Genomic DNA, 22,457 nt, shown 5'->3' with positions numbered 1-22,457 from the left:
CCACCGCCCTTGATCCGCATCTCGCGATGTTCAACCCGGCATCAAGGGGATCGGGATTGAATTGACGCCGCGTCTGCGCCAAATAATGACGATGTCGACCTTAAGGTCTGGGCCAATCTTTGCCGGACCGGTGCGTAAGAATCTAAAGTCCTGGAGCGTTCCTTGCGTGTTCCAGGATGCGTGGCGTTCAAGAAGTTCAAGTGGTGAGTGCGATGAAGACAGCCAAATTCTCGATCGGACAGGTGGTTCGGCACCGGCTGTTTCCGTTCCGCGGCGTCATTTTCGACGTCGATCCGCAATTCGCCAATACTGACGAATGGTACGAGGCGATCCCCGCTGACGTGCGGCCGCGCAAGGACCAGCCTTTCTATCATCTGCTCGCCGAGAATTCCGAAACGGAATACATCGCCTATGTGTCCGAGCAGAATTTACTCGAGGACCGGTCGGGCGAACCGGTCCGGCATCCGCAGATTGGTGAAATGTTCGACAAGAAGCCGGACGGGCGCTACGAGCCGAAGCACCAATTGAGACATTGACTTAGCCGGGATCTGGCTGGGCTGGGACTGGCTTGAGACTTGGCTGAACGCGACAAATGGCGGGTCCAAACGAAAAAAGCGGGGTATGAGCCCCCGCTTTTTTGTTGGTTCGAAAACCCGTCGATCAGTTGGCGGCCTTCGCCTTTTCCTGCTCTTCCTTGAGCTTCTTGGCAAAGTCCTGATTGTTCTTGGCGACGAACTCCTGGAGCTTCTTCTGCCGGTCCTCGATGTCCGACTGCTGCAGCGGCGGGCCGTCGAAGGCGCCGCTGAAGCCGGTCAGCGCAATCTTGATCGGGTTCGGCTGGTTCTGGAAATTGACCGAGGTGAGCGTCAGCGCCGATCCCTTCTTGAAGGATGCGACAAGCTGATCGCTCAGCGGCACTTCCGCCACGCAGCGATCCGGAAAACAAATCACATAGTCGAGCTTCTGCGCCTTGCCGCCGTCGATCTGGAGGCCGATGCCGGGAGGAACGAGACGGCCGGTCGGAACCGTCACCTGGAACACCTTGCGGTTCACCTTGCCCTTCAATTCGATCAGGCTGACGCCGGTGATGAGCTGGCCGTTGCCGGCGGTGGTAATGTTCTGGACATTGCAGATGTCGACGTCTTCCTGCTTGGTGCAGGCCTTGAACCAGCCTTGCGGAATCTGCTGTTGCTGCTGCGCGGAAGCAGCGGGAATCCCGGCGCCCAGAATGCCGACCACGCCAGCGGCCATGACCGACAGGCGGTACGCGTTGCTGTTCAGGCTCGTCATGTCGTGCATTCCTCTCAAATGATCCCGGAACCGGCTTTTTTCATGCCGTGTGGTCCAGCTACCTGTTGCCGAAATGAGGCAACAGAATGACTTCGGACGGCGTGTTACACTGCAAGCGGTGCCGAATCCAGCCCGGGTCTCGCGAATCTTGGCCGAAGGATAGGCTCAAGGGGTTGGCCGGTGCACGACCGGCTCATGTATGCTGCGCATCGAATCGGGAAGGAGACGGTCATGGGCCGCGTTGTCGTTTGGCTGATCGCCGCAATGTTGTTTGTCGGCCTTTCCCTGCAGCCGGCCCTGTCGGAACCGAAGCACGCGCTTGCCATGCAGGGCGAGCCGGCGCTGCCGGCCGACTATAAGCATTTCAACTACGTCAACCCCGACGCGCCGAAAGGCGGCAGCATTACCTATTGCGTCGTCGGCAGCTTCGACAATCTCAATCCGTTCATCCTGAGAAGCCTGCGCACCACCGCGCGCGGCATGATGGATCAAGCCTTTGGCAATCTTGTCTTCGAGCCGTTGATGCAGCGCAACTACGACGAGGCCTTCAGTCTCTACGGCCTGCTCGCCGATACCGCCGACATGGATCCCGAGCGCAAGAGCATCGAATTCCACCTCGATCCCAACGCCAAATGGTCGGACGGCGAGCCGGTGACGCCGGAAGACGTGTTGTTTACCTATGACGTCTTCACCGAGAAGGGCCGCCCACCTTACAGCCAGCGAATGAAAGCGATTGCCAAGCTCGAAAAGACCGGCGACCGCAGTGTGCGCTTCACCTTCAACGACAAGGCCGACCGCGAATTTCCTTTGATCATTGCGCTGACGCCGATCATCCCGAAACACGCCTTCAACAAGGACACCTTCGACAGGACGACGCTAAAGCCGGTGATCGGCAGCGGGCCTTACACGGTGGCGCAAGTCGTGCCCGGTCAGCGCATCGTGTTCAAGCGCAATCCGGACTATTGGGGCAAGGACGTGCCGTCCAAGCGCGGCTTCGACAATTACGACCAGATCACCATCGAATATTTCCTCAACGCCAACGCCAAACAGGAAGCGTTCAAGAAAGGCATCTGCGCCATTGACGACGACAGCGACCCGGTCAAACGCGAGCGCGATCTCGATTTTCCGGCCTTCCACAGGGGCGAGGTCATCGCCGAAACTTTCGATACCGGCATTCCGCCGGTGGTCAACGGTTTCCTGTTCAACACGCGGCTGCCGAAATTTTCCAATCCGGTCGTGCGGCGCGCGCTCGGCATGCTCTACGATTTCGAATGGGCCAACAAGAACCTGTTCGGCGGCAAATACACGCGCACGATGAGCTTTTGGCAGAATTCCGAGCTGTCCGCGCTCGGCCACCCGGCCAGCGAAAAGGAAAAGGCCCTGCTGGCCCCCTACCCCGGCCGAGTGCCCGCAGATGTCATGGACGGCACCTACAGGCCGCCCGCTACCGACGGCTCCGGCCAGGACCGCAAGGTGCTGAAGGCGGCATTCGAGCTGCTGAAGAGCGCGGGCTATACGGTGCAGGACGGCGCGATGCTCGATCCCGAGGGAAAGCCGTTCGGTTTCGAGATCCTGACCGCCTCGCAGGACGAAGAGCGACTTGCCACTATCTATCAGCGCACCCTTGAGAAGCTCGGCATCGATGTCGGCATCCGCAGCCTCGACGGTGATCAGATCCAGTCGCGCAAGCAGCGTTTCGATTTCGAGGTGCTGGTCGGCTCGACCGGTTTCAACAACTCGCTGTCGCCCGGTATCGAGCAAACCGGGCGCTGGGGATCCGCTGCCGCCAAGGCCGAAGGCTCGTTCAACCTGGCGGGTGTCGCCGACCCCGCAGTGGATGCGGCGATCGAGGCGATGCTGAGAGCTCGTTCGAAGGAGGACTATGTAGCGGCCGTCCGCGTTCTCGACCGGCTGCTGATCTCCGGCAATTACATGGTGCCGACGCAGCACAACAACCAGCAATGGCTCGCTTATTGGAACTATCTGGAACATCCGCAAAAGACGCCCATATACGGTTATCAGTTGCCGACCTGGTGGCGCAAACCGAAGTGACCTCTTCACAACAGGAGATCAAGATGAACGACGAGAGCTCGATTACCGTCGATGTGGTCTCCGACGTCGTGTGTCCCTGGTGCTTTATCGGCCAGAAACGGCTCGACAAGGCGATTGCCGCCGTCGATATCGACGTTCACATACGCTGGCGGCCCTTCCAACTCGACCCAACAATCCCGCCCGAAGGCAAGAACCGCCGCGACTATATGGTGGCGAAATTCGGCAGCGAGCAACGCATCCGCGAAATCCATGCCCGGATCGAACCGCTGGGCGAGGCTGAAGGCATCTCCTTCGCATTCGACGCCATCAAGGTCGCGCCCAATACGCTGGATGCGCACCGTCTCATTCGCTGGGCCGGCACGGCCGGCGAGGCCATTCAGAACCGGCTGGTGCGCCGGCTGTTCCAGCTGAATTTCGAGGAAGGCGCCAATCTCGGCGATCGTGCCGTGCTGATCGAAGCCGCCCGCGAGGCCGGCATGGATGCGTCCGTGGTCGAAACGCTTCTGCCGACCGACGCCGATGTAGAGGCGGTGCGCACCGAAATCGCCACCGCTTCGCGCATGGGCATATCGGGTGTGCCGTGCTTTCTGCTTGAAGGCAAATATGCGGTGATGGGCGCCCAGGACGCCGATACGCTCGCCGATGCACTCCGCCAGGTCGCCGCGGCCAAGGCACGCGGCGAACTGGAAACGGCGAACTGAGCCGGACTATTTCACCGTCACCTTGGCCTTGCTGACGAAAAAGCCATGGCCATGCTTGCCGGTGCAGGTCAATCCCTTGGTGGATGACTGGCAGGAAAACGGCCCCTTGCTCCAGCTGTTGCCGTAGGCCAGCCTGGCGACGTCGCCGCAGCAGCCTTGCTCGCCCGGATTCTTGATCAGCGTCGCCGGGCCTTTCGGGCCGAGGATGATGGTGACGTAGCTGGGCTCGACGCGCGAACAGCTCAGTTCCGGTCCGCCATCCTGCGGCTCGTAGGTGCTGGTGCCGCCCTTCGGTGTGTAGATGCAGCCAATATTGCCGGACGGCGTGTTGAACTCGATCTGTCCCTCGGCGTTTGCGGGAACGGTCTGGCTGCCGGCATATGTTTGCGGCAGCCAGGCAAACATCGCGAGCATCGCCGCAAACAATGTCCGTGCAAGCATGAAGAACTTCCCCCCGGTTCAAACCTGGATGCGTCCGGCAGGTTCGATCCGCAGCGCATCATTGTCAAACGCGGTTTGTGCGCGCTCTTAAAAAGGCACGGGCCAATTGATATTGATCTTCATCCTGGACTGTGTCGGCAAAGTCATTGCTTGGCCGACTACGGGGTCCTGACAAGGCGGCTTCAACCACGAATCATACGGTCACTTTCTGGTCGCCGACGAGGTCGGAGCTGACCGTGAAGGCGGTTCAGGCTGTGAAGATCGACCGCTGGACGGCGCTTCTATGTTCACAAAGCTGTGTGAAGACCTTCCCTTGGGGAAGGTCACTGCTTGCTCCGGCGCAGGCAAGTAACTATTTGAAATTGCGTTGGTATTCCGCCCCTCGAAGCATGACGGCATAGCGCCATGATCATTCATTCTGTTGCTCCACTGCAACGGCCGGCGAGCTAAGCCACCTGCGACTGGTGAAAAGCTAATGGAAAATGATCAATTGGTGTTACTGTCCGTAACAAAAGAAAAATCGTTTGGGCGGGATAGTGATTCGGGTCGATAGACCAACGCGACATTCAATATCGGAAAAATGGCTCCGCGGTGCCGCAAGGCAGTCGCCCCTGACGCCCGTATCGTCGATGCGCAGCTTCTGGGGGCTGATGCGGGTCTACTGGTTCTCGGACCGCTGGAGGGAAGCCTGGACGCTGACGCTGGTGATCGCGCTGATCATCGCGCTGTCCAGCAAAGCCGACGTCTGGTTTACGGTAGCTGGGGCTGAGCTGGCGACTTCGATCGCTTTTTTCCACGATGCCGCGAACACGACGCCACTCAAGACAATACTGACCAACGCCGGTTGGCTGGTGCTGCTGGTCCTGCTCAAGGACTTGGTTATTGCCGGCATTCATAACCTGGTTTCCAAGACATTGCATCGCAAATGGCGTGGCTGGCTGGACAGCCGATTCAACGAGGCCCTGCTCGACTCTAACCATACGCATTTCCATGCCCAGCATGGCTCTTCCGGGAATGCAGCTCCCGACAATATCGACCAGCGCGTGCAGGAATCCATCAAGGCCATGACTGGCGGAGCCATCGGGCTTGCTTCGGGTGTGCTAAGCGTCTTCGCTTCGTTCTACTTTCTCGGTGGCGAATTGCTGAAAAACTCTGTCGAGGTGAAGGGCCTGGAGTTTCTCGGCAGCTACGGCAGCGCCGTCCTTGCTCTCCTGGCAATCGCTGTGTATGTGCCGTTCAACACCTGGATCGCATTGAAACTCGGCCGAATGCTGGAGTGGCTAAACGTCAGAATGCAGCAGGCCGAAGGCAGTTACCGCAGCGAGTTGATCACATTCCTGCGCCGCAGTTTTCATGTCGCCGCATCGCAGGGCGAGAATGTGCAGAAGACTGTAAACAGCCAGCGTTATGCCGACATTGACCGTACCTGGGCCAGACTGAACATCGTCAATACTGGCTACGCCTCGTTCGAGCTGATCTATAATTTCATCGGTGCCAAGATTGTCGCTTTCGGGCCAGGGCTCGTGCCCTTCATCCACAACGGCCTCGACCTCAAGGGTTATCTGACAGCTTCCGGCCAGGTCGATAAGCTGATCAGCAACTGTTCGTGGTTCATCCATGTGATGCCGGACATCGCCACCTTGCGCGCCAACAGCCAGCGCGTCATCGAATTGGCGCAGGCAATCGAGAACGTGCAGCAGCCACAGGAATTCTATCAGCAGACCGGCCGGTCCGACTTCCGCTACGACCACCAGAACCCGGTTTTCGGACTGACCATCCAGAAGCTCGAACTGGCGCATCAGGGCGAGGACGCAACGCCCTTCGTGAGTGCCGCGAACTTGCGCTTCCGGCGTGGCGAGTGGACTTTCCTCAAGGGCGAATCCGGTTGCGGCAAGACCTCGCTCGTCAAGGCGATCAACGGCCTGTGGCCTTATGGCCGCGGCACCATCGTCTTCCCGGAAGGGGTCAGGAGTTTCTACGCCGCCCAGGAGGTGAAGCTGCAGCAGGTTTCGTTGAAGCAACTGGTCTGCCTGCCTGGTTCCGAGCATGATTACGCCGACATGCAGGTCGCATCCGCCCTGCACAAGGCCGGCCTCGGCGATTTCATCGAGCATTTGGCCGATGAGAGCCGTGAAGGAAAGATCTGGGATCAGGTTCTCTCGGGTGGGCAGAAACAGAAGCTGGTTGTCGCCCGCATCGTGCTGCAGCAGCCGGGATTGCTGTTCCTCGATGAAGCCACCGGCGCGCTCGACCCCGATGGACGGATCGCCTTCCACCAGGCGATCAAGGACAATTGCCCTGATGCAACCGTGATCTCGATCATGCATGAGGCGACGCCGCCGAGATCGCTCGCGGGCACCGAATTCTACCACAGCGTGGTTGCGATCGCCGACGGCGTCGCTACCAAGAAGCCGCTGGTTCCGAGCTTGCCGGTAGAGCTCACCACCATCCTCACGCAGCCGACACGGCCGGCCGAGGACAAGTGGCTGCGCTTTCCCCGCCGGCTGAAGCAGAGATAGCCGCGGCACCACTGCCGGCATCCAGCCACTGCCACGTAGCCCGATCACAGTCTCGCGATCCGCCGGTTTGCCGCCGTTTTAACCCGCTCTCGCGATTGACTCGGCAAGGCGCGCTCCTATGTTGCGCCGGCTTGCAGAATCTCAACTCGAACCCGCGAGCAGAAAGGTCACCGCGCCATGCCTGGCGACAGTCACAGTCGAACGCAACCGCCGTCCGCTTGACGTGACCTGACAGGCTCACGTCCTGCCGGACGGCAAGGAGTGAGCCATGAACGAGTTTTCCCCTGTCGCGGGCGGCGATGCCATCGCCATCGCTCGCGTACTTGCCAACGAACACGTCGCCGACATCGTCGAGGCCTTGAACCAGGAGCCCCGCGAGACGGCATCGGAGCTGCTTTGCGAAGTGCCGTTCGGGCGGCTGGTGGAGATCTTCGACCAGCCTGAACTCGACGGCGCATCCGAACTGGTCGAGGCGCTGCCCCGCATCAAGGCAGGCAGACTGCTTGCCGCCATGTCGGTCGATCGCGCCGCCGACATACTGCGCGATCTGAACGAGCCGGCTCGTTCCGAACTGCTTGGTGGCCTGGCGCCACCGCTGCGCGCGACGCTGCTTGCCATTCTCGGCTATCCCGAAGGCAGCGCCGCCTCGCTCATGACGACCGAATATGTCAGCGTGCCGCCGGACTGGAGCGTGGCCCGCACGCTGGATTATATCCGCAAGGTGGAGCGGACGCGCGAAACCGTCTACGCGATCTACATCGTCGATCCGCAAACGCATGTCCTGTTGCGCTCGACCAGCCTGCGTCGACTGATCGCTGGCGGGCCCGACGAGCTGATCATGGCAATCGCGCCGGATCGTGCGCCTGTCACCGTTTCACCGCTGACCGACAGTGAAAAGGTTGCTCAGCTGATCTCGAAATATGATCTGCTCGCCGTTCCGGTCGTGGACAACGGCAAACTGCTCGGCATCGTTACCATCGACGATATTATCGACACGATGATCGAGGAAACGACGGAGGATGTGCATCGTTTCGGCGGCATGGAGGCTCTCGACGAGCCGTATATGAAGATGGGCTTTCTGGCGATGATCCAGAAACGCGCCGGCTGGCTGTGCGCGCTGTTTATCAGCGAGATGCTGACCGCCAACGCGATGCAAAGTTACGAGGGCGAGATGGAAAAGGCGATCGTGCTGACGCTATTTATTCCATTGATCATGAGCTCCGGCGGCAATTCCGGCTCGCAGGCGACCTCGCTCGTCATCCGGGCGCTGGCACTGCGCGAGATCGGCCTTGGCGACTGGTGGCGGGTGGCATTGCGCGAGCTGCCCACCGGCCTGGTGCTTGGCTCGATTCTTGGCGTGGTCGGCGTCTGCCGCATCGCGCTCTGGCAGTATCTCGGCTTCTACGACTACGGCCCGCACTGGCCGCTGATCGCAATGACGATCGGCGCCACGCTGGTTGGCATCGTCACCTTCGGCTCGCTGTCTGGATCGATGCTGCCGTTCGCCCTGAAGCGCATGGGCTTCGACCCGGCCAGCGCATCGGCCCCGTTCGTCGCCACGCTGGTCGACGTCACCGGGCTGGTGATCTATTTTTCTGTGGCGCTGGTGATCCTGGGCGGAACGTTGCTGTAAGAAAACTCACGCTCTTCCATCGCGGCAATTTCGTTGCCGCGATGGGTTGTCGTCGCGTCAGACGCGCTCACCATCTCTCACCCGGTAAGTCGGCTTGTACATGGTGACGAGTTCTTCCGCGGCGGTCGGATGCACCGCCATGGTGCGATCGAAATCATCCTTGGTCAGGCCGGCCTTCAGCGGTATGCCGAGAAGCTGCGCCATTTCGCCGGCATCCGGCCCGAGAATGTGGGCGCCGAGGACCTTTTTCGAGGCGCCGTCGACGACCAGCTTCATCAGCATCTTTTCGTCGCGGCCGGAAAGTGTGTGCCGCATCGGCCGGAAGGTGGCGCGGTAGATTTCAACATCCGGAAAGCGCTTTGCCGCCTCATCCTCCGACAGACCGACCGTACCGATCTCGGGCTGCGAAAAGACTGCGGTAGCGATCGTGTCATGGTCGGGCGCCGTCGGCTTGTCCTTGAAGGCGGTCTCGACGAAGCACATCGCCTCGTGGATTGCCACCGGCGTCAATTGCACGCGATGGGTGACGTCACCGATTGCCCAGACGTTGTCGATGTTGGTGCGGGAGTATTCGTCGACGTGGATTGCCCCGGTTTTGGTCATCTCGATGCCGACGCCTTCCAGGCCCATGTTCTCGGTATTGGGAATGCGGCCGATGGCGAGCATGACCTGGTCGACCGTCAGCACCGTGCCACCGGTGACAAGCGCGTCGAGCCGGCCGTCAGGCCGCTTCCTGACCCACTCGGACACGGCGTGGCAGAGGATTTTTATCCCTTTCTTTTCCATCGTGTCGTGCAGCATGCGTCTGAGGTCCATGTCGAAACGGCTGAGGATCTCCTTGCCGCGGTAGACCAGCGTCGTGTCGACGCCGAGGCCGTGAAAGATGTTGGCGAATTCGACGGCGATATAGCCGCCGCCCTCGATCATGATTGCCTTCGGCAGTTCCTTGAGGTCGAAGGCCTCGTTGGAAAAGATGCAGTACTCATGGCCGGGCAATGCCGGATGCGGCGCCGGCCGCCCGCCGGTAGCGATCAGGATCTGGTCGGCGGTAACGGTGCGATCCTCACCAAGAAGATGCACCACATGCCGATCGACCAGGGTGGCGCGCGAATGAAAGACCTCGCCGCCGGCGCTCTGCACGTTCTTCTTGTAGATGGCCTCCAGCCGGCTGATTTCCCGGTCCTTGTTGGCGACCAGCGTCTGCCAGTCGAAACGCGCCTCAGGCACCGTCCAGCCATAACCGGCGGCGTCGGCGAAATGCTCGGGGAATTGCGAGGCGTAGACATAGAGCTTCTTCGGCACGCAGCCACGGATCACGCATGTGCCGCCATAGCGGTATTCCTCGGCAATGCCGACACGCTTGCCGAGTGCGGCCGCGACGCGCGCCGCCCTCACCCCGCCGGAGCCGCCGCCGATGACGAAAAGATCGTAGTCGTAACCGGCCATGGCTGAACTCCTTGCCCCTCAAACCCCGAGACAGGTAGGCTGCCGACTATCAAAAGAAAAGCCCGGACTTGCCGGGCTTTTGGTCCAGTGGCGGTCAGGCGGCTCGGAAGTCCGCAATCAATTCGGTGTAGCGTCCGCGGGAGCTGCGCCATCGGCCGGAGCGGTACCGTCGGCAGGTGCAGCCGGCGCCTTGGCATTCGCCGCCGCACCCAGGGTCTCGCCGACCTGCTGGGCGAGATCGCGAGCCAGGCCGTTCTGCCAGATCTCGGCAGCCTTCACCAGTTCGCGCGTCACGATCGGGCCGTTGTCGAGCAGCTTCTTGCCGGAATCGGAATTGTAGAACGCGGCGATTTCATTGAGTTCCTTTTCCGAGAATACCTTTGCATAGGCGAGCGCCGCTTCCTTTTCCAGGTCGGCGCGGCGCGATGCCAAGGCCATCGCCTTCTCGTTGATGGTCTTGGCGATCAGTTCCTGCATGTCCGGGTTCTTCTGGATCAGTTGCTGCTCCAGTGCCGCGGCCGCTTGCGGCAGGATGCTGTCGAACGTATCCGTCGCATGGATTGCCGCGACGGCGGCGCGCGCCGCCTTCAAATGCGCGTCGGTGACGTCCTGCGAGAATGCCGGCGACGAAAACGCGAAAACGGCCGAGGCCGCCAGAATGGCAAAAAAGCGGCCAACCCGGTTATGCAACATCATGATCGGTAAAACTCCCTGATTTTCGGGCGGCATGGACGGTTTGGATGCCGTCGCCGCCGGCTATGATGGCCGTTGATGCCAGCCCGATGAAAAGACCATGCTCGACCACGCCCGGAATGGCGTGGAGAGCATTCGAAAGCGCTCTTGTATCCGGAATGCGGCCAAAAGATGCATCGAGGATAAAATGGCCGCCGTCTGTAACAAATGGCTGGCTCCCCGTCATCCTCAATGTAACAGGGCCGGAAAGGCCAAGGTTTGCAGCTGCCGCGCCGACCGCAATTTCGGTGGCGCGCAGGCCAAACCGGTTGACTTCGATGGGCAGCGGAAAACGGCCGATCATCTCGACCATCTTGGAGCTGTCGGCGATGACGATCATGCGGGCGGAGGCCGCCGCGACGATCTTTTCGCGCAGCAGCGCACCGCCGCCGCCCTTGACCAACGTCAGCGCCGGATCGATCTCGTCGGCGCCGTCGATGGTGAGGTCGAGCTCGGGGGTTTGCTCGAGGGTGGACAGCGGCACACCAAGCTCGGTGCAAAGGACGGCGGTGCGCTCCGAGGTCGGCACGCCGATGACAGTCAGGCCGGTGGCGACCTTGTCTGCGAGCAGCCGCACGAACTCGTCCGCCGTCGTGCCGGTGCCGATGCCGAGCCGCATGCCATCCGTGACATGGGCAAGCGCTGCCCGCGCGGCCTCAACCTTCAATTGCCTCGCATCCATGCCGGGTCCCGAGATTTGTTTCGGCGCTCGTAGCATTTTTGCCGGGCTGGTCAAAGGACCTTGCCCGCGGTGGATAAGCCGTCTTGCCTGAACGGGCCGCAGCGGTTATCGCCTGCCGGCAATCAAATCGTCACAGGACAGGCCATGACCCGACCGATCATCGTGTTCGACCTCGACGGGACGCTGATCGACACGGCGCCGGACCTGCTCGACAGTCTCAACCACAGCCTTGCCGCCAGCCAGCTCGCGGCCGTCGACGAAGCCGGCTTCAAGCGCTTCGTCGGCCATGGCGGCCGGGTGATGATCGAGCGCGCTCACGCAGCGCAGCACAGGTCGCTGGCAGTGGAGGAGCACGACCGCCTGCTCAAGCTGTTTCTGGACCATTACACCGTTAACATCCCCGGCAAATCGCGCCCCTACCCTGGCGTCCCCGAGGCGATCGCACGGTTCGAGGCAGCCGGTTACCTGCTGGCCATTTGCACCAATAAATACGAGGCCAATTCGGTGGCGCTGATCGAGGCGCTCGGTATGACCAGGCATTTCGCGGCGATCTGCGGTCAGGATAGTTTTCCGTACCGCAAGCCCGACCCGCGCCATCTCGCGCAGACCATCGCGCGCGCCGGCGGCGATCCGCACCGTGCACTGATGGTCGGTGATTCGCAGACCGACATCGACACGGCGAAAGCCGCCGGGATTCCGGTGGTGGCAGTCGATTTCGGCTACACCGATCGTCATGTGCGAGAGTTCGAACCGTCGGCGGTGATCTCGCATTTCGATTCGCTGACGCTCGATCTGGTACAAGGGCTGATGGCCGCGGCAGAGGGCTGAAGCCGGCCATAGTCCAGACCGCCAGATGACGGCTGACAAGTGGTTGACTTCACAGGCCGGCCTCCCTTATATCGCGGCGCGCTTGGCCTTCGGGCAACGAGCGGGCGATTAGCTCAGCGGGAGAGCACACCCTTCACACGGGTGGGGTCGCAGGTTCAATCCCTGCATCGCCCACCATTCTGTTTAAAGTCACTAGGTTAGCCTGCACGATCCTTTGGTGGGACATCCAAGGGGTACATCCCAGTGTTAAATCCTACGTACCTCGCACTTTCGCGAAACCAAATTTTCTATTTCCGTTGGCCGATCCCGAGACACACTCACCCCGCACGGAAGCCGTCCACCATCAAGGTTTCGCTCCGAACCCGCGACCCGAGGGAAGCCTTGCGCCTCGCCCGCTATCTCGGTTATGCCGCCCATGGTGTCGTTGTCCATGGAACAATGCACGGAATGCAGTACCAAGACATTAGAAACACCCTGCACCAGCACATGCATGGCTTGCATTCGGCTTGTACTGGTTCTTCCGACATAAGGTCCGACTACCAAGTGTACAGCCATGGCGGGGCATTATGATCGGTGCATTGTTTGTTGCGGCAGCCTGCTCAGTGATAGTCTCAGGCGCGGTGCTAGCTAGCCTGAAAGGCGGCTATTGAGTCGGCTCTGGGAAGTTCAGGAGGGGCCGGTCGGTGCTGGGATCGGGCACGGGAGGAAAGCTCGATTTTACAGCCTTCTGAATGACGCTGGCGGCTCGACTGAGATAGGGAGCCTGCCGTCCTTCGAAGGCCTTTAGCGGCCTTCCCTGCCCCCGTGCAAGCGCATAGCCACCCGGAGCTAGTGGTGAAAGCCTAACGCTTGGTATCGGCAATGAACGGCAAGATCCGACCCTGTGCTGCCCTTAGATGCTTCTGCTGGAAGGTCGTGATTGAGCCCGAAGCCGACAATCAGAAGCGGAATTGCCTTTCAATAAGTTGTCCATGCCGGCAGCCGAAATTTCCGCAGCCATCAGGAACCTATCGTGTAATCATCTTCCCATTTCCGTCCGCGCAAGTTCGATGCTTCGGCGGTGCGGATGTGTTATCTAGTTGCTTGTAGGAGTGGGGAGCGCCGATGGAACAGAAACTCTCCGTCATCATGGCCACTGACGTAGTCGGCTACAGCCGGCTGATGGAAATTGACGAGAAAGGTACTTTGTCGGCCCTGAAGAAGCATCGTCAGGAACTATTGGACGTCAAGGTCGCATTGCGTCATGGCCGCATCATCAAGCTCATGGGCGATGGCATGTTGGTGGAGTTCCGCGCCGTCGAGGAAGCGGTTCTCTGCGCGGTCGAAATCCAACGGGAGATGCGGACGAGGAACACGAACGTCCATCGCGATCGGCAAATAGAATTTCGCATCGGCATTAATATCGGCGACATCCTGTTCGAAGACGAAGACGTCTATGGTGACGGCGTAAACGTGGCGGCGCGCATCGAGAGCATCGCCAGGCCTGGGGGCGTCGCGGTCTCGGCATCGGTGCGCGATACTGTGGGCAACCGCCTGTATATCAGCTTCGAAGATGCGGGCGAGCAGGCGTTGAAGAACATTGAACGTCCGCTCCGGATTTTCAATGTCATCATAGATGATGACACGCCATCCAAGCACACGCCCACCGCCCTCATGGCACCGCCGTCGCTCAACGTTCAGGATAATCCTGCTATCGCGTCGAACAGAACGCTTCTCTATGTCTCGAGGTTTGTGAATTTGAGCGGCGATCCCGACCATGAGTATTTCGCCGCCGGCATAACCGAGGATATCGCTGCCGCATTGTCGCGCTTCTCCGGGTTAAACGTGATCGTTCGCTTGCCTCGTTCAGAGCCGCAACAGAATGCTCCGGCCACGCATTACACTCTTGAGGGGAGCGTGAGGCGGCTCGGCAATCGCGTCCGGGTCAATGCCAATCTGACCAATGCGTTACACGAACACATCTGGGCGGAGAAATACGATTTCGACCTTGTCGATATGTTCTACATCCAAGACGAGCTGTCCCAATCCATTCCGGCCGCCCTTAACATCAAGATCGAGGAGGCCGAGCGCCACCGTGTTCTCGGCAAACCGCTAACCGCACTGAGGGCATATGACTTTTACCTGCGCGGCAGGCATCTTGAGATGAGCTTGAATCCGGATGACGTCAGACTTGCCAGAGAGATGTTCGTCGCCGCGATCAACGACGATCCGGGCTACGCGCGCGGATACCTGGGACTCGCCTGGCTCGAGATACACAGGCTGAAATGGAATGAGCGCGTCGATCTGGAAACCACGCTGGCAAGTGCATTCGCTTCGGCGAGCAAAGCCCTTGAACTCAGTCCCTACGACGCCAACGTCCACTGGGCGCTGGGCGTCGTTTACCTCTGGCGGGGGGAAGCTGAAAGAGCAATAGGCTGTTACGAACGTGGCCGCGAGCTTGCGCCCAACAATTGCGATCTCCTCGCCGAATATTGCGATGCCTTGGGCTATCTCGGGCGTCTCGAGGACGCGACCAGAATCGGAGAACTGGCTTTACGGCTCAATCCCAGCCGACCCGACTGGTACCTTTGGAACATTGCGGCCAGCAAATACCTTTCCGGAAACTACCTCGAAGCCCTGTCCCTTTTGGAAAAGATGGCAGACATTGGTTCCGCCTACCGCTTGCTGGCGGCAACATATGCCCAACTTGGTCGCTTGGAGGACGCCCGTCGCGCCGCTAGCGAACTTCTCAAGCTCAATCCGGAATTCTCGATCGAGCGATACAGCTCCCGCGCGCCATATCGGGATAAGGCTCTCCTTGCCCGATACATCGAAGGGTTGCGGCTCGCTGGCCTCCCGGAATGAAACGCTGGGCATTCGTAGGTAAATCACCGATTTTAAGCAGTCGCCTTGTTCTTTCGGCGGCCATAAATCAGGCATGGCCGGCGCCTCCTTGTAGCGCAACGCCCGGCGCTCCGGGAACAAACCTGCATGGAAACGAGTTTCTGCTCATCGAGATGTGAGGGAAAGCCATGTCCAGACTTGTTTTGGCGGCCGCCGTGCTGCTTGTCGGCGGATCGGCCTTTGCCGCGGACGAAAATCCGGTGCCGCCGCAGAATGCCAAGAAGCTGTCGGAAATCATCGCCAAGGTCGAGCAGCGCGACGACTTCCGCTACATCAAGGAAATCGATTGGGACAGCGATGGCTACACCGTCATTTATTACACGAGCGACAAGGCGAAAGTCGAAATCACCTACGATCCGGTGACAGCCGCGCCGAAATAGTCGCTGCCTGCAAAGGTTAGCATTCGAAAAAGGCGCGCCCGGAGGCACCCGGTCTTCGGCACACCCTTGCGTAGATATGACTTTGATGGCTGACTGGGTGCTATCATTGCGCGCGGGGGTGGGCATGGAGACGGTAAAGCACGTATTGAAGCGCTTTCTGATGATGCTCGCGGGTTATTTCATAGCGGTACTGGTTGGGCTGATCGCGGTGGCGGCGATCTATGGCGGGCTGAGTTCGCTGCCAAATGCGCCGAATTATTTCGACGTCATGGGCGTCACCCCCGTTGCGGTGCTGCTGTTGCCGCCGCTCGGCATGTTCATCTATTTTGACGATCGTGCTGACCGGCCTGCAGACGCTGATCTTCGCACTGATTGCCGAGTTTTTCTCGCTGCGCAGTTTTTGGCTGCATATGGTCTTCGGCGCGGCGGCCGCTGTTGGCGGCTTCGCCTTGATCTGGCCCAGTGTACCGGATGACACGAACCCGGAGCGCTGGGCCGATATCGGCATCATTGCCGCCGCAGGCGTTGTCGCGGGCTTGGTCTATTGGCTCATCGCCGGACGCGATGCCGGTTTCCGGCGTCCACTGTTTCAGCGCTAGAACCGCATTCGTCAGCTTGCCGGCGAACGCACCGCTTCCGTGCTGTCGAGCGCCTGCTGCAGCCTTGTATCGCGGCCGTAGACGTCGTTGAAATATTCGACCTTGCCGGACAGGTCCGGCCATGCGGTGAAATAGGCGACATAGACCGGGATCTTGCGTGTCACGTCCTCGGTCGAATGTCCGTGTTTCAGTTTGTCCTCGATGTAGTCGACCGAGGTGCCGAGCACGGCAGCGGCCATGCCGCGCGGATCCTGCAAGCGAACGCAGCCATGGCTGAGCGCACGCATGTCGCGCTGGAAAAACGACTTCTGCGGCGTGTCGTGCATGTAGATTGCATGCTTGTTGGGGAACAGTATCTTCAGCTCGCCCAGCGCATTGGCCTCGCTTGGCAGCTGGCGCACGCCGTAGGGTATCTTTGCGCCGTAGGCGCCCCAATTGACCGAGGACGAGGGAATGCGCTTGCCGCGGGCATCGACCACCTCGTAGCCGGCGCGGTCGAGATAGCCAGGATCCCGGCGCAGCCGCGGCAGCATCTCGTTGACCAGGATCGATTGCGGCACGCCCCAATAGGGATGGAAGTCGACCTGCTCTATCTGGTCATAGAAGAAAGCAGTCTGGTTGGTGGGCCTGCCAACCACGGCGCGGGTCTTCAGCTTCTCCTCGCCATCATCGATATAGCTCGCGGTGAAAGCCGGCTGGTTGATGAAGACGCGCGGGCTGCCAAGGTCGGAAGGCAACCAGCGCAACTCTTCGAGCGCAACCCGAACCTTCTGAACTTTGTCGGCCTTGGACGTTCCGGCCAACGATGCAACAGTACGCGGGCCGATGACGCCGTCGCCTTTCATGCCGGCCCGTTTCTGCACCGCCTTGATCACCGGCACCAGCTCCGGATCGTAGACCTCGCTGGTAGCGAGCCTCGCCAGGACCTCGCCATAGGCGCCGCCCATCTCGTCATCGAGATTGCGCGCGATCTTTGTCAAAAGCTTCGGCAGCTCGGGGCTGGTCTGCCCCGGCTTCAACAGCAGATCGGGATCGATGGTGATTTCGTCTTCGGCGGTGGCCAGGAGAGCTTCCAGTTCGACGCGCAGCGCCTGATACTCGGAATTCTGTGGATGCCGTGACTCGAGATAAGTGCGCACTTGCTGGGTATGGGCCAGCGTCTTCAGCACCCCTTCCATGTCGAGCGGCTTCGGCGGAAAATCGTAGTAGCCGGTCATGCGGTTGGGATCGACGCGGCCGCTTTGTGCGTCACGGGCGTAGCGCAGGACACGCGCCGACAGCGCCATCTCGAAGCGGACCAGCTCTTTCAGGCGTTCATCGACATTGCCCGCCGATGTGCCTGCTGCCGGAACTTCGACGGTGTAGTCGGCGGGCGTCAGGCCGTAGCTCGCGGCCTCGCCCAGCACCCGCACGGCATCCTGGGCACGGCTGCTGGGACTGGTTCCCGTCACCCAGATGAAATCCGGATTGGCCGAGTAATAGGCGATCAGCGCCTTGGCGATGTCCTTCTCGGCGTAGAGATCATAGCCGTCGAGGCCGGCAATGGCTTCGCGGAATGCAGCCCCGGTGGCTGCCGGCTCGAAAGCAGCGTCCTGAGGCGTTGCTGGTTCAGGCGCTGCCGACAGTGCCGAAAAATCGACGCGCACCAGCGGATCGCTCTTGTAGGTATAATAGGACGGGCCGCTGATTTGCGCACCACCACCGCCCCCACCACCGGAAGCGGCCGGCGCCCTGGGCTTCGGCTTGTATTTTGACGGTGGCGGCGGAAAGTTACCTTTCGGCGGTGCGTGTTTGACGCCGCCGCCGAAAAGCATGTCGAAGAACCCTTGCGCTTCAGCCTTCGGCGCCCCGAAGGCCAGCATTGCCGCGGCCACCGCAAACGGCAGCACGGTTGCTTTGTTTCCAAGGAGTTTCATGGATCACCCGCTCCGGTTGAACCGGATCCCGTTCCGCACCGCTTTCACGGTCTCGCCCACCCCATGGCGGATGTAAGGCGTGACTACACTGATTCATACTGATTTCGTTAAGCTTTCATAAATTTCGGAACGTCTGTTGCAGAACGGTTTCACAACGTCGTGACGGGGGAGCGAATCCACCGTCGCTCCCGACCAATGGTAGTGCCCGTGAGCCAAGCCTCAAGCGTTGGCGCCGCCGTCGATGGTCAATGCAGCGCCTGTCACGAAGCGCCCTTCGGGGCCGGCAAGCCAGGCGACCATGCCGGCGATCTCGTCGGCCGTGCCGAAGCGAGGCATCGCCATCCTCTGACGCTGATGCTCGGCGTGCGGGCCGGCTGCCGGATTCATGTCGGTATCGGTCGACCCCGGATGGACGACATTGGCGGTGATTCCGCGCGGACCGAGATCGCGTGCAAAGGCCTTGGTCAGGCCAACCAAGGCAGCCTTGCTGGCCGAGTAGGCGCTCAGGCCGGCGTCCGTGGCACGCTCGGCCAGATTGCTGCCGATCGAGATGATCCGGCCACCCTCGCCCATATGCGCTGCTGCCGCCTTGGCGGCGACGAACGGGGCTCTGAGGTTGACCTCCATCGTCTCGTCGAAATCGGCAAGCGACAGGGCATCGATCGGCGCAGCGCGCCAGATGCCGGCGCTGTTGACCAGGATGTCGAGCCGTCCGAAGGCTGTTGCTGCCTCATCGACCGCCGCCTCGATCGCCCCAGCATCGCGATTGTCGGCCTTGATGGCAAAGGCCCGGCCGCCGCCCGCCTCGATTTCCCTGACCACCGCACGCGCCCCTTCCTCGCCATTCACATAGGTGATCGCCACGCCTGCGCCGTCAGCCGCGAGCCTTCTTGCGATCGCCGCACCAATGCCGCGGCTGCCGCCGGTGACGAGGGCGGCCTTGCCGTTCAAGCTTCTGGATGACATCTGCTTCTCCATTTTGTAGTGATTGATACATAAATATCTGCCAGCCTTGCTGAACCACGTCAACCGAATTATGTATCGATCAATACAGAAAGGATGCCATGCCGGAACGAGGTCGCCCCCGCACCTTCGATCGAGCCGCCGCCTTGCGGCGCGCAATGGAAGTGTTTTGGGCCAAGGGTTATGAGGGCGCGTCGATAAGTGACCTGACCGCTGCAATGGGCATCAACTCACCCAGCCTCTATGCCGCCTTCGCCAGCAAGGAAGCGCTGTTTCTCGAGGCAACCGAGCTTTACACGCGGGTCGAGGGAACCGAGATCTGGTCCGCGCTGGAAAAGGCGCCGACCGCGCGCGAGGCCGTCGAACGGTTCCTGCGGCAGACTGCCAGGGCCTATTCACAGAGCGGTCGTCCGCAAGGCTGCCTTATCACGCTCGGCGCATTGCACCAGGATTCAAGCCGCGGCGCCATCTGCGATGATCTGCGCCGTCGCCGCGCCGAAAACCGCGAAGCCTTGCTGAGACGCCTCGAGCGTGGCGTCGCCGAGGGAGAGTTGCCGGCCGATTTCGACTGCGGTACGGCCGCGACCTTCTACGCGACCGTGCAGCACGGCATGTCGATCCAGGCGCGCGACGGCGCGTCGCGCTCGGCTCTTCTGGCGACGGTGGCCGGGGCAATGGCGGCTTGGATAGCGATGGCCAGCACCGGGGCAGCGTGACGTCGAACCCGGCTGACAAGAACGATATTCAGGTCACTGCAGAGACGGCTCGAGCCTGCCGGCAACGAAGCCAACGGCACGCTCCGCCACACCCCTGTCGGCGAGAATGCGGCGATGGCCGAGCCCGTCGGCCCAGTAGAGCCGCACATGGTCGCCGGCGCGCGTGTAGAGCCTTGCATGCTCGGCGGACACTTCGCGGTCGTCCGGCGCGTGGATCACCAGCGTCGGCAGCGGCGTGCTTGCGAGCTGGCGGTCACCGGTGAACTCGTGCAACGGCCGGCCGGCGATGCGCTCGACCCGGTCGGCCATGGCGGCCTGCGAGCGCGAGCCGACATTCAGCATGCGGCTGAAATCAGCGAAGATCGCCGGCAGCGAGCTCGGCGCGGCGATAAGCACCAGCCGCCCGGCCGCCAATCGCGGGATGTTCCTGATCGAACCGGCGACGGCGTTGGCGGCAACGGCACCACCGAAGGAATGGCCGACAATGGCGGCAAACGGCCCGAACCATTCGCCGGCAACCCGTGCCGCATCGACCGCGCTGACCAGGGTAAGCCGGCGGCCCTGCGACCGGCCGTGGCCCGGCAGGTCGAGCGAGACCACCTTGTAGCCGGCATCGCGATAGGCTTCGATCAGCGTGCGCATGTATTCGGTGCGCGAACGCCAACCATGGATGACGAGCACGGTGCCGGCAGCCGCCCTGCCCGGCTCGGGCCGGAATTCATGCACCATGACGCAGCCGGTTCTGGTCTTTAGCCGATGATGGCGTGCCTGGGTCATGAAATCGGCGGCGCGGTCGATTGCGCGGCGTTCGCCTTCGCTCAGGTTCTTCTCGTGCGGCGTGCGGCAGAACAGCTCGAATGCAGCACGCCCGGTGAGTCGCGGTGCCACATGCTCAGCCACGCCGAACGTGCCGCGGATGACCTTCAGTCCAAATGATGCCATAGTGGCGATCCATTCATTGGTTCAAGCATGAACATAATAGTTCAAACATGAACATTAAGCAAGACCTGCCCTGGGACAACCCGCGTTTTCGCAACTGGGTCGCGGTGGCGCGCGCCTGCCATGTGCTGGAACGCACCCTGGCGGTGAAGCTTGCGCCGCTCGACCTGAAGCCGGCGCAGCTCGACGTGCTGATGAACCTCTACCGTCATCCCGGCATGTCGCAGCACGACCTCGCTCGCCGGCTGCTGGTCGGCCGCTCCAACATCACCATGCTTTTGCCGCAGCTGGAGACGCGCGGCCTGCTGCGCCGCGAGGGCGATGAGAAGGACAAGCGCGTGCTGCGGCTGACGTTGACCGAGGCCGGCGAGGCACTGCTGATGCAGGCGCTGAAGGTCCATATGGCGCTGATCGAGAAGGCGATGAGCCAGTCGACACCGGAACAATGCGACATGATCGGCGAACAGATGCGTAGGGTTGCCGAGGTTTTGAAGACCGCCTGACAGCCCAGTGCTCCACCACCAAATGCTTCACCACATCGATTTTTTCGCGCGCTCGGGCCATTCCTTGTCGTAGACCTCGCCGTCAATGTTCTTGCGGCTGGTGATTTCCAGGATTTGGCCGGGAGTCGGCAGCGATCTCGGGTCGACATGCCTTGCCGGGTTCCACAGTTCCGATCGGTGGATGGCGCGGGCGCACTGGAAATAAACCGCATCGATCTCGATGATCGTCACCGAGCGCGCCGGCTTGCCCTCGACGGCGAACGAGGCGCAGAGCCCGGTATCGGTGGTGATGTGGGCGCGGCCATTGACGCGCAGCGTCGTGCCGGAACCCGGCACCAGGAACAGGAGCGCGACGCGCGGATCGCGAAGGATGTTCCTTAGCGAATCGGCACGGTTGTTGCCGCGCCGGTCCGGCATCATCAGCGTTTTCGGATCATGGATGCGGACGAAGCCGGCGAGATCGCCGCGCGGCGAGCAGTCCAGCCCTTCTGGCCCGCAGGTTGCGAGCGCGGCAAACGGCGAAGCCTCGATGATAGCTGCGTATTCGCGAATCAGCTGGTCGAGTTCCTTGACCACTGACGCTTCACCAGGCAGGCCATAGAGCGCTTCGAGCTGTTCGACGCTGGTGATTATCGACATGTGTTCGTCTCCAAAGCTTTGCCGGCGCTACTCCAGATGCATGACGTTTTCACGACAAATGCCCGTTTGCCGGTCATCAGGAAACGGGTGTCGAGGCAACGCAAACAAGGGCAAACCGCTTTACCTGCATGATCGTGCCAAGGGATACGGAGGTCAAAAATGGATAAACCGCTCGACCGGCGACGCACCGCCATGGAACTTATTGAAAACATGTTCAATGTTGAAATGCGTTTCCTGCAATCAGGGTCGGAGAGCCTCGATGTGCTTGCCTGCGCATTTCATGCCGAGATTGTCGTGCATGAGCCGCGCTCCCTGCCCTATGCCGGTGACTGGAACGGCCTCGACGGCGTTGGCGCCCTTTTCCGCAAAATGCGGGAAATCTGGAGCGACGTGGCGGTGGAGGACCTTCAGGTCGCCCAAAACGATGACACGGTGTTCATGAGCTGCTCGCTTTCGCTTTCATCGCGGGCCAATGGCGCAACCATCAAACAGCCGTTTGCCGAAGTGTTGCGCTTCAAGGATGACCGGCTGATCGAAGGCACGCCGTTTTATTACGACACCAGCGAGATACTGGCGATCTTGCGTTGACCTGAGA

General features: G+C 61.0%; 21 protein-coding genes, 1 tRNA gene and 1 pseudogene. 14 read left to right on the top strand and 9 right to left on the bottom strand.

Annotated features, from left to right (window positions below; genetic code table 11):
* Positions 1-212 precede the first annotated feature (212 nt).
* Positions 213-536 (top strand): heat shock protein HspQ, encoded by a 324-nt coding sequence (gene hspQ / locus NKH41_RS14635; protein ID WP_023675043.1) that lies wholly within the window; start codon positions 213-215, stop codon positions 534-536.
* Positions 537-660: 124 nt separating this feature from the next.
* On the opposite strand, the gene NKH41_RS14630 is transcribed toward hspQ, so the two are convergent.
* Complete coding sequence (locus tag NKH41_RS14630; protein WP_352448908.1) at positions 661-1,290, bottom strand: invasion associated locus B family protein; 630 nt, start codon at positions 1,288-1,290, stop codon at positions 661-663.
* A 264-nt stretch (positions 1,291-1,554) separates the two neighbouring features.
* Here NKH41_RS14630 and NKH41_RS14625 point away from each other — a divergent pair, with 264 nt between their 5' ends.
* A complete protein-coding gene (locus NKH41_RS14625) occupies positions 1,555-3,342 on the top strand; it encodes an extracellular solute-binding protein (protein ID WP_502906021.1) in 1,788 nt (595 codons plus the stop codon).
* Positions 3,343-3,365: 23 nt separating this feature from the next.
* Positions 3,366-4,043 carry a DsbA family oxidoreductase gene (locus NKH41_RS14620; RefSeq protein ID WP_352766603.1) on the top strand — a complete coding sequence of 226 codons (678 nt, stop codon included), beginning with the start codon at positions 3,366-3,368 and terminating at the stop codon, positions 4,041-4,043.
* A 6-nt stretch (positions 4,044-4,049) separates the two neighbouring features.
* Here NKH41_RS14620 and NKH41_RS14615 read toward each other — a convergent pair whose 3' ends face one another.
* Entirely contained in the window at positions 4,050-4,484 is a 435-nt protein-coding gene (locus NKH41_RS14615) for a hypothetical protein (RefSeq protein WP_352766602.1), read from the bottom strand.
* Positions 4,485-5,113: 629 nt separating this feature from the next.
* Here NKH41_RS14615 and NKH41_RS14610 point away from each other — a divergent pair.
* Positions 5,114-7,003, top strand: coding sequence for an ABC transporter ATP-binding protein/permease (locus NKH41_RS14610; RefSeq protein ID WP_352766600.1), 1,890 nt, complete (start codon positions 5,114-5,116; stop codon positions 7,001-7,003).
* A 268-nt stretch (positions 7,004-7,271) separates the two neighbouring features.
* The gene (gene mgtE, locus NKH41_RS14605; protein WP_352682750.1) at positions 7,272-8,636 is read left to right on the top strand and encodes a magnesium transporter; all 1,365 of its coding nucleotides are present in this window, start codon (positions 7,272-7,274) and stop codon (positions 8,634-8,636) included.
* Between the two features lie 57 nt (positions 8,637-8,693).
* Here mgtE and gor read toward each other — a convergent pair whose 3' ends face one another.
* The 3 genes from gor to rpiA all read right to left on the bottom strand — a co-directional run bounded on the left by gor (position 8,694) and on the right by rpiA (position 11,496).
* Positions 8,694-10,082: a glutathione-disulfide reductase gene (gene gor / locus NKH41_RS14600; RefSeq protein ID WP_352766598.1), complete on the bottom strand. Its 1,389-nt coding sequence runs from the start codon at positions 10,080-10,082 to the stop codon at positions 8,694-8,696.
* Between the two features lie 117 nt (positions 10,083-10,199).
* A complete protein-coding gene (locus tag NKH41_RS14595) occupies positions 10,200-10,778 on the bottom strand; it encodes a DUF2059 domain-containing protein (RefSeq protein WP_352448901.1) in 579 nt (192 codons plus the stop codon).
* On the bottom strand, positions 10,765-11,496 hold the full coding sequence (gene rpiA, locus NKH41_RS14590; protein WP_023675034.1) for a ribose-5-phosphate isomerase RpiA: 732 nt from the start codon (positions 11,494-11,496) through the stop codon (positions 10,765-10,767). Before rpiA ends, NKH41_RS14595 begins: the two co-directional genes overlap by 14 nt.
* 144 nt (positions 11,497-11,640) lie before the next feature.
* Here rpiA and NKH41_RS14585 point away from each other — a divergent pair, with 144 nt between their 5' ends.
* The 6 genes and pseudogenes from NKH41_RS14585 (at position 11,641) to NKH41_RS14560 (ending at position 16,186) form a co-directional block, all read left to right on the top strand.
* Positions 11,641-12,324 carry a phosphoglycolate phosphatase gene (locus tag NKH41_RS14585; protein WP_352766597.1) on the top strand — a complete coding sequence of 228 codons (684 nt, stop codon included), beginning with the start codon at positions 11,641-11,643 and terminating at the stop codon, positions 12,322-12,324.
* A gap of 102 nt (positions 12,325-12,426) precedes the next feature.
* Positions 12,427-12,501 (top strand) — tRNA-Val (locus NKH41_RS14580).
* A 66-nt stretch (positions 12,502-12,567) separates the two neighbouring features.
* The gene (locus NKH41_RS14575; protein ID WP_352766595.1) at positions 12,568-12,894 is read left to right on the top strand and encodes a DUF6538 domain-containing protein; all 327 of its coding nucleotides are present in this window, start codon (positions 12,568-12,570) and stop codon (positions 12,892-12,894) included.
* Positions 12,895-13,428: 534 nt separating this feature from the next.
* Positions 13,429-15,168 (top strand): adenylate/guanylate cyclase domain-containing protein, encoded by a 1,740-nt coding sequence (locus NKH41_RS14570; protein WP_352766593.1) that lies wholly within the window; start codon positions 13,429-13,431, stop codon positions 15,166-15,168.
* A gap of 167 nt (positions 15,169-15,335) precedes the next feature.
* Positions 15,336-15,587, top strand: a complete 252-nt coding sequence (locus NKH41_RS14565; protein ID WP_023675031.1) for a PepSY domain-containing protein — start codon at positions 15,336-15,338, stop codon at positions 15,585-15,587.
* 124 nt (positions 15,588-15,711) lie between these two features.
* Positions 15,712-16,186, top strand: a pseudogene (locus NKH41_RS14560) (hypothetical protein).
* An 11-nt stretch (positions 16,187-16,197) separates the two neighbouring features.
* Here NKH41_RS14560 and NKH41_RS14555 read toward each other — a convergent pair.
* Both NKH41_RS14555 and NKH41_RS14550 read right to left on the bottom strand, forming a co-directional pair.
* Positions 16,198-18,102, bottom strand: a complete 1,905-nt coding sequence (locus tag NKH41_RS14555; protein ID WP_352766591.1) for a L,D-transpeptidase family protein — start codon at positions 18,100-18,102, stop codon at positions 16,198-16,200.
* Positions 18,103-18,321: 219 nt separating this feature from the next.
* Entirely contained in the window at positions 18,322-19,068 is a 747-nt protein-coding gene (locus NKH41_RS14550; protein WP_352744218.1) for a 3-oxoacyl-ACP reductase family protein, read from the bottom strand.
* Between the two features lie 98 nt (positions 19,069-19,166).
* On the opposite strand from NKH41_RS14550, the gene NKH41_RS14545 reads away from it, so the two are divergent.
* Positions 19,167-19,781, top strand: coding sequence for a TetR/AcrR family transcriptional regulator (locus tag NKH41_RS14545; RefSeq protein ID WP_352682763.1), 615 nt, complete (start codon positions 19,167-19,169; stop codon positions 19,779-19,781).
* A gap of 33 nt (positions 19,782-19,814) precedes the next feature.
* Here NKH41_RS14545 and NKH41_RS14540 read toward each other — a convergent pair whose 3' ends face one another.
* Positions 19,815-20,723: an alpha/beta hydrolase gene (locus tag NKH41_RS14540; RefSeq protein WP_352766589.1), complete on the bottom strand. Its 909-nt coding sequence runs from the start codon at positions 20,721-20,723 to the stop codon at positions 19,815-19,817.
* 47 nt (positions 20,724-20,770) lie between these two features.
* Here NKH41_RS14540 and NKH41_RS14535 point away from each other — a divergent pair, with 47 nt between their 5' ends.
* Entirely contained in the window at positions 20,771-21,223 is a 453-nt protein-coding gene (locus tag NKH41_RS14535; RefSeq protein WP_254817243.1) for a MarR family winged helix-turn-helix transcriptional regulator, read from the top strand.
* 27 nt (positions 21,224-21,250) lie between these two features.
* On the opposite strand, the gene NKH41_RS14530 is transcribed toward NKH41_RS14535, so the two are convergent.
* The gene (locus tag NKH41_RS14530) at positions 21,251-21,862 is read right to left on the bottom strand and encodes a pyridoxamine 5'-phosphate oxidase family protein (protein WP_352766587.1); all 612 of its coding nucleotides are present in this window, start codon (positions 21,860-21,862) and stop codon (positions 21,251-21,253) included.
* Positions 21,863-22,021: 159 nt separating this feature from the next.
* Between NKH41_RS14530 and NKH41_RS14525 the strand changes: the two genes are divergently transcribed.
* The gene (locus NKH41_RS14525; protein WP_352766586.1) at positions 22,022-22,450 is read left to right on the top strand and encodes a nuclear transport factor 2 family protein; all 429 of its coding nucleotides are present in this window, start codon (positions 22,022-22,024) and stop codon (positions 22,448-22,450) included.
* The last annotated feature ends 7 nt before the right edge of the window (positions 22,451-22,457 follow it).

The sequence above is a fragment of the Mesorhizobium sp. M1169 genome, from assembly GCF_040318345.1.
Lineage (GTDB): Bacteria > Pseudomonadota > Alphaproteobacteria > Rhizobiales > Rhizobiaceae > Mesorhizobium.
The sequence above is the reverse complement of the archived record's forward strand: the minus strand, read 5'-3'. Positions and strand labels throughout refer to the sequence as shown.

What these genes read in the sequence shown, in the direction of transcription:
- hspQ (WP_023675043.1), top strand. Translation starts at nt 213, where the DNA reads ATGAAGACAGCCAAATTCTCGATCGGACAGGTGGTTCGGCACCGGCTG.
- NKH41_RS14630 (WP_352448908.1), bottom strand. Translation starts at nt 1,290, where the DNA reads ATGACGAGCCTGAACAGCAACGCGTACCGCCTGTCGGTCATGGCCGCT.
- NKH41_RS14625 (WP_502906021.1), top strand. Translation starts at nt 1,555, where the DNA reads ATGTTGTTTGTCGGCCTTTCCCTGCAGCCGGCCCTGTCGGAACCGAAG.
- NKH41_RS14620 (WP_352766603.1), top strand. Translation starts at nt 3,366, where the DNA reads ATGAACGACGAGAGCTCGATTACCGTCGATGTGGTCTCCGACGTCGTG.
- NKH41_RS14615 (WP_352766602.1), bottom strand. Translation starts at nt 4,484, where the DNA reads ATGCTTGCACGGACATTGTTTGCGGCGATGCTCGCGATGTTTGCCTGG.
- NKH41_RS14610 (WP_352766600.1), top strand. Translation starts at nt 5,114, where the DNA reads ATGCGCAGCTTCTGGGGGCTGATGCGGGTCTACTGGTTCTCGGACCGC.
- mgtE (WP_352682750.1), top strand. Translation starts at nt 7,272, where the DNA reads ATGAACGAGTTTTCCCCTGTCGCGGGCGGCGATGCCATCGCCATCGCT.
- gor (WP_352766598.1), bottom strand. Translation starts at nt 10,082, where the DNA reads ATGGCCGGTTACGACTACGATCTTTTCGTCATCGGCGGCGGCTCCGGC.
- NKH41_RS14595 (WP_352448901.1), bottom strand. Translation starts at nt 10,778, where the DNA reads ATGATGTTGCATAACCGGGTTGGCCGCTTTTTTGCCATTCTGGCGGCC.
- rpiA (WP_023675034.1), bottom strand. Translation starts at nt 11,496, where the DNA reads ATGGATGCGAGGCAATTGAAGGTTGAGGCCGCGCGGGCAGCGCTTGCC.
- NKH41_RS14585 (WP_352766597.1), top strand. Translation starts at nt 11,641, where the DNA reads ATGACCCGACCGATCATCGTGTTCGACCTCGACGGGACGCTGATCGAC.
- NKH41_RS14570 (WP_352766593.1), top strand. Translation starts at nt 13,429, where the DNA reads ATGGAACAGAAACTCTCCGTCATCATGGCCACTGACGTAGTCGGCTAC.
- NKH41_RS14565 (WP_023675031.1), top strand. Translation starts at nt 15,336, where the DNA reads ATGTCCAGACTTGTTTTGGCGGCCGCCGTGCTGCTTGTCGGCGGATCG.
- NKH41_RS14555 (WP_352766591.1), bottom strand. Translation starts at nt 18,102, where the DNA reads ATGAAACTCCTTGGAAACAAAGCAACCGTGCTGCCGTTTGCGGTGGCC.
- NKH41_RS14550 (WP_352744218.1), bottom strand. Translation starts at nt 19,068, where the DNA reads ATGTCATCCAGAAGCTTGAACGGCAAGGCCGCCCTCGTCACCGGCGGC.
- NKH41_RS14545 (WP_352682763.1), top strand. Translation starts at nt 19,167, where the DNA reads ATGCCGGAACGAGGTCGCCCCCGCACCTTCGATCGAGCCGCCGCCTTG.
- NKH41_RS14540 (WP_352766589.1), bottom strand. Translation starts at nt 20,723, where the DNA reads ATGGCATCATTTGGACTGAAGGTCATCCGCGGCACGTTCGGCGTGGCT.
- NKH41_RS14535 (WP_254817243.1), top strand. Translation starts at nt 20,771, where the DNA reads ATGAACATTAAGCAAGACCTGCCCTGGGACAACCCGCGTTTTCGCAAC.
- NKH41_RS14530 (WP_352766587.1), bottom strand. Translation starts at nt 21,862, where the DNA reads ATGTCGATAATCACCAGCGTCGAACAGCTCGAAGCGCTCTATGGCCTG.
- NKH41_RS14525 (WP_352766586.1), top strand. Translation starts at nt 22,022, where the DNA reads ATGGATAAACCGCTCGACCGGCGACGCACCGCCATGGAACTTATTGAA.